Genomic DNA, 254 nt, shown 5'->3' with positions numbered 1-254 from the left:
CCCAACGTCGTAGAGTGCTAATAGAAACCCCCAAAGCTTGAGCGGCCTTACCTATCCCAACAAATCTATTCATAATACGTATTATTACATAGATATAAATAGATTACAAGTAAACTGTGTAAACCCCCCAACAAATCTCAAGCATCTCCCCAAACACAAAGCCTTCAACAGCACCTGCAAGAATCCCTCGCAAGACACCCCGTTCGAGAACATCCTCCCTCCCAAGCTTCTTTCCAGAAATGCTTCCTCCAAAA

At 43.7% G+C, this 254-nt stretch carries 1 protein-coding gene; it reads right to left on the bottom strand.

What is annotated here, in order from left to right; genetic code table 11:
- On the bottom strand, nt 1–73 hold a 73-nt coding region (locus tag ABD915_RS10315), incomplete at its 3' end, for a MerR family transcriptional regulator (protein ID WP_486303703.1).
- Nucleotides 74–254 lie beyond the last annotated feature (181 nt).

Source organism: Bartonella jaculi, assembly GCF_039543045.1.
Taxonomy (GTDB): Bacteria; Pseudomonadota; Alphaproteobacteria; order Rhizobiales; family Rhizobiaceae; genus Bartonella; species Bartonella jaculi.
Note: the sequence above shows the minus strand (reverse complement) of the source record. Positions and strands in the feature narration are given on the sequence as shown.